Below are 8,931 nucleotides of genomic sequence, written 5' to 3'. Positions count from 1 at the left end.
GTACCTTGTCATTTGCTTAAGATAAAGACCGGGTACTAAACAAACAAAGATGGGATATTGAACGGCTGTTCAGAACTATGAAAACGCAAGGGGTTACCCTTGAAAATCCCCCTATGAAAGATTTGGAAAGACTTTCCAAACTTATGACCATTGTCGCTGTTGCTATTTTATACGCTTCTATAACGGGTCTTACACAAGAATGTGCTTACAAAAAAACAGTCAGAGCGCCTTTCTATTCATCTTTGTATTCATACTTCACAAGAGGACTCAGGTGGATCAAAGATAAACTCTTATTCTTTGATTTCAGCGATCTTTTAAACTACCTGAAAAAAAGTGAGGGGGAGTATGGTAAAATGTCCCCTTTTTAACTCCTGTCAACCTGTGGAATTTTTCTTCTGATATTTTTTTGATCTGTTCGTATTTCTTACCATATCTCCTGGTCTTTTTATCATAAATCTTCTTTATTCAGACGTTATGGATTTCGTGATAATCATTAGGATAAGAAAAATAATCTTTTTCCTGGAAAACAAGGAGATGTGTGCGTTACATCCAAGGATAATCTAGACAAAAAGTACGCAATGAAAGATTGTGCACGTCCATCAACACGGTTCTAAAAAAAGACGAGAACCAGGTTATTGGATGTTTTGCTGGAGGTTTAGCGTTAAGATCTAAGCAATGTGGGATGACTCAAGGAAATCCCACAAGAAATCCAATTGCTTTTTACCTTACAGAAGGTCAGATACATGACTTGGAAGGCGCCGATGCGTTGATAGATTGCCTCGCGAAGGCTGATGGAGTGCTTGTCGATGAAAGCAAAAACTTAAAAGAAAAGGGCGTAAGGCCGTTATTCCCCCTAAAAAGAACCGTTTAAAGCCTTCATATTATGACAAACATCTTTAAATCCCGTCATTTGATTGAGAGTTTTTTTTTCTAAACTGAAAGCAATACCGCGCCATTGCCCCGCGGTATGACGAAGCGTCTGTAAATTTTCTTGGCGCTCCCCACTTGGCTTCAATTATTATTTAGTCGCTATTTGATATAAAAAATTTAAAGCTCTTCACAAAAAGAAGCCTGTATTTCTTAAAACAGAGCTTCTTTTTTATGAGATATAAGACGCTTAAGATTCTGTGTTTTTTGACTCATCTTCTGAAGACGTTTTGTTTTCTTCAGAAGGGGGGTGCTTGCTAGAAAGCTCCATAAGTTTTGTAAGTTCTGTTTCTAAGTTTTGTACACTAGATTCTATCGCTTCCACATCGTCTTTTTCCAAAAGTTCTTTAACTTTTTTTACTTCTTGCTCTAATCGAAATTTTTCTTCTTCGGGGAGATGCGCTTCAAGATTTTTTACTTGCTTTTCTACTTCGTACACAAGGCTTTCTCCACGATTACGAACTTCTACTAAACGACGCTTGTGCGCATCTTCTTTTCTATGACGTTCTGCATCTTGAACCATTTGCTCTATTTCTTTTTCGCTAATTCCTCCTGAATTTTGGATGCGAATTTGCTGCTCTTTTCCTGTAGACTTGTCTTTGGCGGAAACATTCACTATACCGTTTGCATCGATATCAAAAGTAACCTCGATTTGGGGAATACCGCGGGCAGCAGGAGTAATTCCCATAAGGTCAAAATGTGCTAACAGTTTGTTATCTGCTGCCATTTCTCTTTCCCCTTGAAAAACTCTGATATTTACTGAAGTTTGATTGTCTGTTGCAGTAGAAAAAACCTGAGATTTTCTTGTAGGAATTGTAGTATTTCTTTCAATTAAACGCGTAAAAACACCTCCCAAGGTTTCGATTCCAAGGGAAAGAGGGGTGACATCCAAAAGCAAAACGTCTTTTACATCCCCTCTTAAAATTCCCCCTTGAATGGCTGCTCCCATGGCGACCACTTCATCTGGATTTACTCCACGATGGGGTTCTTTTCCAAAAAAATCCTTAACTTTTTCAATGATCCGAGGCATTCTGGTCATTCCCCCTACCAAAATTACTTCTTGAATCTCGGATATACTAATTCCCGCATCTTTTAAGGCGGCACGACACGGCTCTATGGTACGCTCAATTAAATCAGCGACTAATGATTCTAAGGTAGAACGTTTCAGAGTAACATGCAAGTGTTTAGGACCTGTCTCATCTGCTGTAATAAAAGGAAGATTAACATCAGTGGTTACAGTATTTGAAAGCGTTTTCTTTGCTTCTTCTGCAGCGTCTTTTAAACGTTGCAACGCCAAGGGATCTTTCCGAAGGTCTATTCCGGTTGTCTTCTTAAACTCTTCTGCCAAATAATCAATGATTCGAAGATCAAAGTCTTCTCCACCCAAAAAAGTGTCTCCATTGGTTGCCTTTACTTCAAAGACGCCCCCTCCTATTTCTAAAATAGAAACGTCAAAAGTTCCCCCTCCTAGATCATAGACAACTATTACTCCTTCTTTTCCTCGGTCCATTCCATAAGCAAGTGCAGCAGCAGTAGGTTCGTTAATAATACGCTTTACATCCAATCCAGCAATTCTTCCTGCATCTTTTGTGGCCTGTCTTTGTGCATCATTAAAATAGGCAGGAACGGTAATAACCGCCTCTGTTACTGTTTCTCCCAAATAGTTTTCAGCAGAAGCCTTCATTTTTTGTAAAATGAATGCACTGATCTGACTAGGCGTGTACTGTTCTCCATCTACTGACACCCCTGCATCTCCATTTGCTAGAGCGCAAATAGGATAGGGAACCATTTTTTGATCTTTTTGTGTCAAAGGATCGTCATAGCGTCTTCCAATTAATCGTTTTACGGCGTAAAAAGTACGCTTTGAATTCGTAACAGCTTGACGTTTTGCAGTAACGCCAACAAGTCGTTCCCCAGAAGCGCTAAACGCTACGACAGAAGGGGTTGTCCGATTCCCTTCTGCGTTTTCTATAACTATAGCCTTTCCCCCTTCCATGATAGAAACGCAAGAATTTGTTGTTCCTAAGTCAATTCCGATAATTTTTCCCATAGTGTATTTCCCAGCCAAACTTTGATGTCTATTGTACCAATAAATATCTAACGAGACAAGAGTAATTAATGCTATTTCAGGGTTAAGATACAAACCGTTAATACGCAAAACAAAGAGCTGTTTAATCGAACAGTGATAAAAAGGGGGGGGGGATCGATTTGTTATTGTTTTTTTAATTGATCAGCTATTTTTTTCATACCAAAAAACATTTCATTGGGCAAGGAAAAAATGCTTAGATCAAGTTAGGTAAAAGATAAGAAAAAGAAATTTTTCTTATGCATATTACCATTTAATACATAAACTTATTTTAATAATAAAGATTACCATCAAGTGGTGGTTTGAGGAGATTCAGCTATGTGTAACAATACAACTTGCTTGTCATGGTACATGTCTCTTAATTTTTTTAGTATTGTTACCAAAACTTCTGAATTTTCAGAATGTTCTTGGATAGAAAGTTTTATAGATTCTAAGGCTTCTTTTGCTTCTACATTTACTCCTTCTAGTGATCCAAGAATAATTTTAATTTCGTATAACAACGACATAACGCCTGGCAAAGGAAGCTCTTCTCGAAAAGCGATAAGAATTGAATCCTGGGCGCTTATTAGCTCTTTATTATTATTGGTATTTGAAAAAATTGGGCTGGAATTTTGACTTGATAATGCAGAAGATGTTACTCCTATTGTGCAAATTCCCAAAACACTGTAACAAAAAAAGAAATTTTTTTTCATTGATATAATTTTGCAATGCTTTCCGATATAGTGTATACTTTAAAAGTAAAAACAAAATATATGATTGTTTATTGAGAAACTTTTATTATGTCAATAGTACAGAATTTGAGAATCAAGACGATCCTTTTTTAGTGATGGACGCCCAAGAATTAGAGCCAGCAAAGGCAAAGAACTTGTTTCCTTTGCGTATTGAATTGAAAGCACGTTTAAGTTTTGAACCCATTTTGCTGCGCCCTATTATTCAAATGAAAAAAACCCCCCAGCATCCTCCTTTAAGTGGGGCAGTGCTTTATCAAACAAAAAGTTTTTTTAAAAGTGTATCTATTTCTTTGTATCCTGCCGGATGGAGTGAGTTCGAGCAAAATATAGAATCATTTGAAGAAAGTTCTTCCTATTGTCTGGATTTTTCTTCTTCTGTGTTTACCAAACATTTTTCTTTCACCAAAGACAGTTGCGTGCTTAGTCCTAATAGCGCAGCGTTACCTTGTGGAGTTCTTGAATGCAAAGATCCAAAAGATTGTATGCAGTGGTACTGCCTTCCAAGAACTGCAGGGCTTTGTACTGCTCTGGATTGGCGTTCTGGTCAAGAATTTTATGGGGCAAATAAAGTTGTTTCTCTCAAACAAACGATAGAATGTGGAGAAGTAAATTGTTATTTATTGTACAACGATTACAAACAGTTGTATCGTTCACTGCACTATAATTTAAAAAATAATGATTTGTGGATTAAGTTTATGATTGTTAAGCGTTCTGAGGATTAAATTATCAATGTGGCAATAATTTTAATATATTTTTTTAAAGCCCCCCCATTAAGATTTGTTTGTCTTGGAAAGATGTGATTTTTTTCAAAGATATTTTGTTTTAAATACTTACTAAAAAAATTGGTCTTGATTTTTCATGAGGAAACTTAGGTATATGATTATTTATTGGAAAGACCGAAAAAGCCCGTTAACAGCCCTAGAAGTAGATGGGAACTTTCAACATATTATGGAAAAGCTTGCCGAAGTAGAAGAGCGTTTAAGAAATCTAGAATCTCAGATGGTGCATTCTTCTGCAAATCAACCTAGTACAGAAAAAATAATTTTTTCGTGCAAAGACAACATTATAACTTTAACAGAAGCTAATGGAAAATTTCAAGAAGTGGTTCTGCCTTTGTGGCAATTTAAAGGAAACTGGAACCAAGATCAACTCTACTATCCAGGAAATTTAGTGATTTTTGAAAAAAAGATCCACCGATGTTGTGAGTCCACGCAAGGACCTCAATTTATTTCATCGTATTGGGAAAGACTTCCTTTTTGTATAATAGAAGAAAATTAGACAATGGAATTGTTTCTTTAAATTAAGGAATCATCTGTACTCTTTAAAAGTAAGAATTTTACGTATTGCAAGAAAGAGCCGATGTCATTTTAATTTCTGTGAATGCTTCCACCATCTCTTTTAATAAGGTTTGTATAACCTGCTTACAGGATTCTTTAGACTTTATCATGCCCACACTTTGTCCTGCCATAACGGATCCGTATTCTATATCTCCTTCTATTACTGCCCTGTATAGAGCGCCGGACCAAAATTGCTCAATTTTCATTTTTCCCTCTTCTAAAGATAACGTACCTTCTTCTATATCTTTTACAACAGATTTTTGAAGAATTACAAAATTTTCCGTTGCTTTATTAGAAATTGCACGAACAGGGATTACTGGAAGGCGTGAATCGATTCCATAAGAAAGAACAGCATCTCTGGCTTGGGCGCGAATAAAAGCTTCTTTAAAAGAATTGTGCGCTTGAGATTCGTGAGTACACACAAAACGTGACCCCAATTGACAGCCAGATGCTCCCATGCACAGATAAGACAAAATTCCTCTTCCGTTTCCGATTCCTCCGGCCACAAATACAGGAACATCTTTGCCAACAACAGGAAGTATCTCTTGGGCCAAAACTTGAGTGGCTACCGGCCCCACATGCCCCCCGGCTTCATTGCCTTCTATAACCAATCCTTGAGCTCCGCTAAGAATTAATCGTCTAGCTAAAGCTGCAGAAGGCGCAAAAGCTACAGGTTTAATACCATAAGATGCAAGTGATTTAAATACTGTGGAAGAAGGAAGCCCCCCCCCTAAAAAAATGTGGCTTACATTATATTGTCCGCAAACATCAACAAGTTCTTGAAAACTTGGATGAAAAACAATAAGATTCACGCCAAAAGGGCCGCAACCAGAAGAAACAAGATGTTTAATTTGCTGGGACAGCTCATCTGGAGTCATAGATCCCCCAGCCAAAATTCCAAATCCTCCCGCATCGCAGACACCTTTTACTAGTTCGTGGTGGGATACCCACGTCATTGCTCCACACAAAATTCCGGTAGATGTACCTAAAAATTCTTTGCCTCTTTTCCATTGTGCTTCTATCCAAGATAACGCATGACAAGTAGTTGGATTATTCATTGTTAGTAATTCCTTTTGAGTATTTTTCATCCTTCTTGTACCATTTTGTGTAACGCATTTAAGATTTGTGTAGTTTGTTGTTCTTGAACAACATAACTAATGCTGTTTACAGAACGAAAAATATATTCTACTCCCATACGTTTTAAACTTTGCTGATTTTCTTCTGGCACATCTTCAAAAGACACTCCAATTATGGTGAACATCGTGTGCGGTAAAATAGAAAATGTTGGTAAAACGTACTGCTGTACAATGTTTTTTGCAGACATTTCAGTAAAAAATGTAGTCATAGATTTGTTCCATTGCCATCCCCATACGGAAATAAATTGGCTTTGCAGCACTTGCAGCAACTGGTCTGCTTTTATTCGCGAAAGCACTGGAACAGTCCAGCACAAAACGCCTTTGTGAGCAATCCCTTTTGCTGGTCCAGACACGGATTCGCACACAAAAGTTCCTGGATTTTCTGGATAAAAAGTTGATAAAACTTGAATAGGAACTTTATAGCGTTTTGCCCAATACAGCGCTTTATCGTGAAGTACCTTTGCGCCATGCCGACTAAAAGTTGTCATATCATCGTATGAAATTCGATCGAATTTTTTTGCATTTTGAACGCAAGACGGGTCAGCATTATACACACCGTCCACGTCAGTAAAAATTTGGCACAACCGAGCGTTTAAAAAGGCGCTCAATGCTACAGCAGTAGTGTCAGACCCTCCTCTTCCCAGACTAGTGATCCGTCCTAACTTCGTGATTCCTTGAAATCCTGCAACAACGGGTATTCCTCCTGAGGCCATGTATTGTTGAAGAGGGGAAACGTTAATAGAAACAATATCTGCATTTCTGTGCACCTCGTCTGTTAAAATAGGTAATTGCCAACCTAAAAAAGAAGCTGCCATACACCCTAAATCTTGAAGAGCTAATGACATTAAACCGGAAGTCACCTGTTCTCCTGAGGTGACCACTGTATCTAGCTCACCTTTTGTTGTGTCAATGTTTTGAACCGAACACGCCTCTGCCCACTGGACAAGTTGATTGGTTACCCCTCCCATGGCAGAAACGACGACCAAGGGCTGCTCTCCTCTTAATTGAGCTTCTTTTACAAGCTGAGCTGCGTGCTTTAAACACGCGATGTCATTCAAAGAAGTTCCACCAAATTTTTTTACAACTACGGTATTATTCTCTGTTTCACGCATATAATTTACCTTGTATTTACTGAGTGAAGACATTGTAGCAGAAAAACCTTAACTAATGGATTTTTGATAGCTTTCTTTAATCCAAAAAGTGGCGAAAAAAGAAACCAAAGCCCCAAAAGCTAAATAAATTCCAGGAGTCACCAATGCAAAAGACTTTTCCCCAGCTTCTTTAATGAAAAAAACTGCCAACGTAGGGGCCGTTCCTCCAAATACCATCATGGTTACATTGTGTGCCAAGGATACTCCAAGGCAACGTATCGAGGGGGGGAAAAGTTCAACGATGACGGCGGGAATAACACCATAATAAACTCCAAACGCTACATTTAAGGCAAGTTGTGCAAAGAAAATCTGGTAAATGTTTCCCGTAGAAAATGCGATAAAAGCGGGAATCGCTGCGCATAACAAAAGTAACGATGCAAAACGCAAAACAGGTTTCCTTCCTACTCGATCAGAGCAGTACCCTCCAATCGGAATACTTAACGCAAACCCTAAAGTAGCAATAGTGCTAATACACGTTGCTTGATAGTGTCCTACCCCAACAAAATTTTGAAGATAATTAACGATAAAAAGACATATCGTAAAAAAACCAATAGCGACAACAACATCTAAGCAAACTAACTGCAACAAAGATTTTCCATGACGCGCAAAAAACTTCTTCCACGAAAAATTGTCAGAGCTATTGCGAGAGAACGCTTCTGTTTCCTGTAATCTATTTCGTACAAACGCTCCGACTATACTTCCTGTAATACTTAAAATAAAAGGAACACGCCACCCCCACCTTAAAAATTCTGATTCACTCAGCAACGTTCCAACAGCAACACACATACAAGATCCTATTAATACGCCAATTGCTGCACTAAAAGTTGTCCAGCTCCCCCAAAATCCTCTATGTTGAGGATCTGCATGTTCTACAACGAACACAATAGACCCGGTGAACTCTCCCCCCATAGAAAGTCCTTGAAAAAGTCTCAAACACGTCAAAAACAAAGGGGCAAACCACCCGATTTGCTCATAAGTGGGAAGCATTCCAATAAGCGCTGTCGGAATAGCCATACAATAAATAGACCAAACTAAAGCTCCCTTTCTTCCTATTCGATCTCCTAAGTACCCAAACAAAATTCCTCCTAATGGTCGCATAACAAACCCAACGAAAAACACTCCGTAAGTGGCAAGCATTGAAGAAAAAGCATCATTAGCAGGAAAAAACAATGCTCCTATAATAGCGGCACAGTATCCGTACAACATGAAATCGTACCATTCTAACGTATTCCCAATCATAGAAGAAATAAGAACCTTTCGAAAATGTTTATCTGTGTTACGAACTTTAGGAAAGAAAAATGTTAACAATTATGAGCTCTGCTTCCTTAAACAAATCCGTATTTTATTTTAAAGCAATATAAAAAAAAATCAATAGCACCTTTCCTTTTCCCTTTCCCCTTCTTTTTCAACAAATCTACGCATATAGCTAAAACTTGATAAAAAGAATATGACAATGGAGCTGGGTGGAGTTATAATTATGTAATTAAAAATAAAACAAAAGCACGGTTTATCATTTGAAAAAGTAGCCGCTAGATTTTGCATATCTAAATCAGCAGTAGTGAG

At 38.0% G+C, this 8,931-nt stretch carries 11 protein-coding genes; 4 read left to right on the top strand and 7 right to left on the bottom strand.

All coding sequences use genetic code 11. The features are described 5' to 3' along the window. Positions 1-77 precede the first annotated feature (77 nt). Entirely contained in the window at positions 78-368 is a 291-nt protein-coding gene (locus K737_RS04120) for a hypothetical protein (protein WP_024161454.1), read from the top strand. 218 nt (positions 369-586) lie between these two features. Further along, the gene (locus K737_RS08910) at positions 587-871 is read left to right on the top strand and encodes a hypothetical protein (protein WP_006299358.1); all 285 of its coding nucleotides are present in this window, start codon (positions 587-589) and stop codon (positions 869-871) included. Here K737_RS08910 and K737_RS10095 read toward each other — a convergent pair. The 3 genes from K737_RS10095 to K737_RS04105 form a co-directional block, all read right to left on the bottom strand. Then, positions 854-1,015, bottom strand: coding sequence for a hypothetical protein (locus K737_RS10095; protein ID WP_161630436.1), 162 nt, complete (start codon positions 1,013-1,015; stop codon positions 854-856). The two genes, K737_RS08910 and K737_RS10095, sit on opposite strands and share 18 nt — an antisense overlap. A gap of 102 nt (positions 1,016-1,117) precedes the next feature. Then, complete coding sequence (gene dnaK / locus K737_RS04110) at positions 1,118-2,977, bottom strand: molecular chaperone DnaK (protein WP_006299356.1); 1,860 nt, start codon at positions 2,975-2,977, stop codon at positions 1,118-1,120. 326 nt (positions 2,978-3,303) lie between these two features. Then, positions 3,304-3,705 carry a hypothetical protein gene (locus tag K737_RS04105; RefSeq protein ID WP_006299354.1) on the bottom strand — a complete coding sequence of 134 codons (402 nt, stop codon included), beginning with the start codon at positions 3,703-3,705 and terminating at the stop codon, positions 3,304-3,306. Positions 3,706-3,776: 71 nt separating this feature from the next. Here K737_RS04105 and K737_RS04100 point away from each other — a divergent pair, with 71 nt between their 5' ends. After that, positions 3,777-4,466 (top strand): hypothetical protein, encoded by a 690-nt coding sequence (locus K737_RS04100; RefSeq protein ID WP_006299352.1) that lies wholly within the window; start codon positions 3,777-3,779, stop codon positions 4,464-4,466. A gap of 154 nt (positions 4,467-4,620) precedes the next feature. After that, entirely contained in the window at positions 4,621-5,022 is a 402-nt protein-coding gene (locus K737_RS04095; protein WP_023492189.1) for a hypothetical protein, read from the top strand. Positions 5,023-5,080: 58 nt separating this feature from the next. Here K737_RS04095 and K737_RS04090 read toward each other — a convergent pair whose 3' ends face one another. The 4 genes from K737_RS04090 to K737_RS11140 all read right to left on the bottom strand — a co-directional run. Beyond that, entirely contained in the window at positions 5,081-6,139 is a 1,059-nt protein-coding gene (locus tag K737_RS04090) for an NAD(P)H-dependent flavin oxidoreductase (RefSeq protein WP_024161452.1), read from the bottom strand. 26 nt (positions 6,140-6,165) lie between these two features. Continuing rightward, positions 6,166-7,329 carry an aspartate kinase gene (locus K737_RS06850; RefSeq protein ID WP_006299346.1) on the bottom strand — a complete coding sequence of 388 codons (1,164 nt, stop codon included), beginning with the start codon at positions 7,327-7,329 and terminating at the stop codon, positions 6,166-6,168. A gap of 48 nt (positions 7,330-7,377) precedes the next feature. Then, entirely contained in the window at positions 7,378-8,676 is a 1,299-nt protein-coding gene (locus tag K737_RS04080) for an MFS transporter (RefSeq protein ID WP_006299344.1), read from the bottom strand. A 60-nt stretch (positions 8,677-8,736) separates the two neighbouring features. Beyond that, a partial coding sequence (locus K737_RS11140) for a hypothetical protein (protein ID WP_035575049.1) occupies positions 8,737-8,931 on the bottom strand: 195 nt, incomplete at its 5' end.

Origin of the sequence: Holospora undulata HU1, from assembly GCF_000388175.3 — a bacterium.
GTDB lineage: Bacteria > Pseudomonadota > Alphaproteobacteria > Holosporales > Holosporaceae > Holospora > Holospora undulata_A.
The sequence above is the reverse complement of the archived record's forward strand: the minus strand, read 5'-3'. Positions and strand labels throughout refer to the sequence as shown.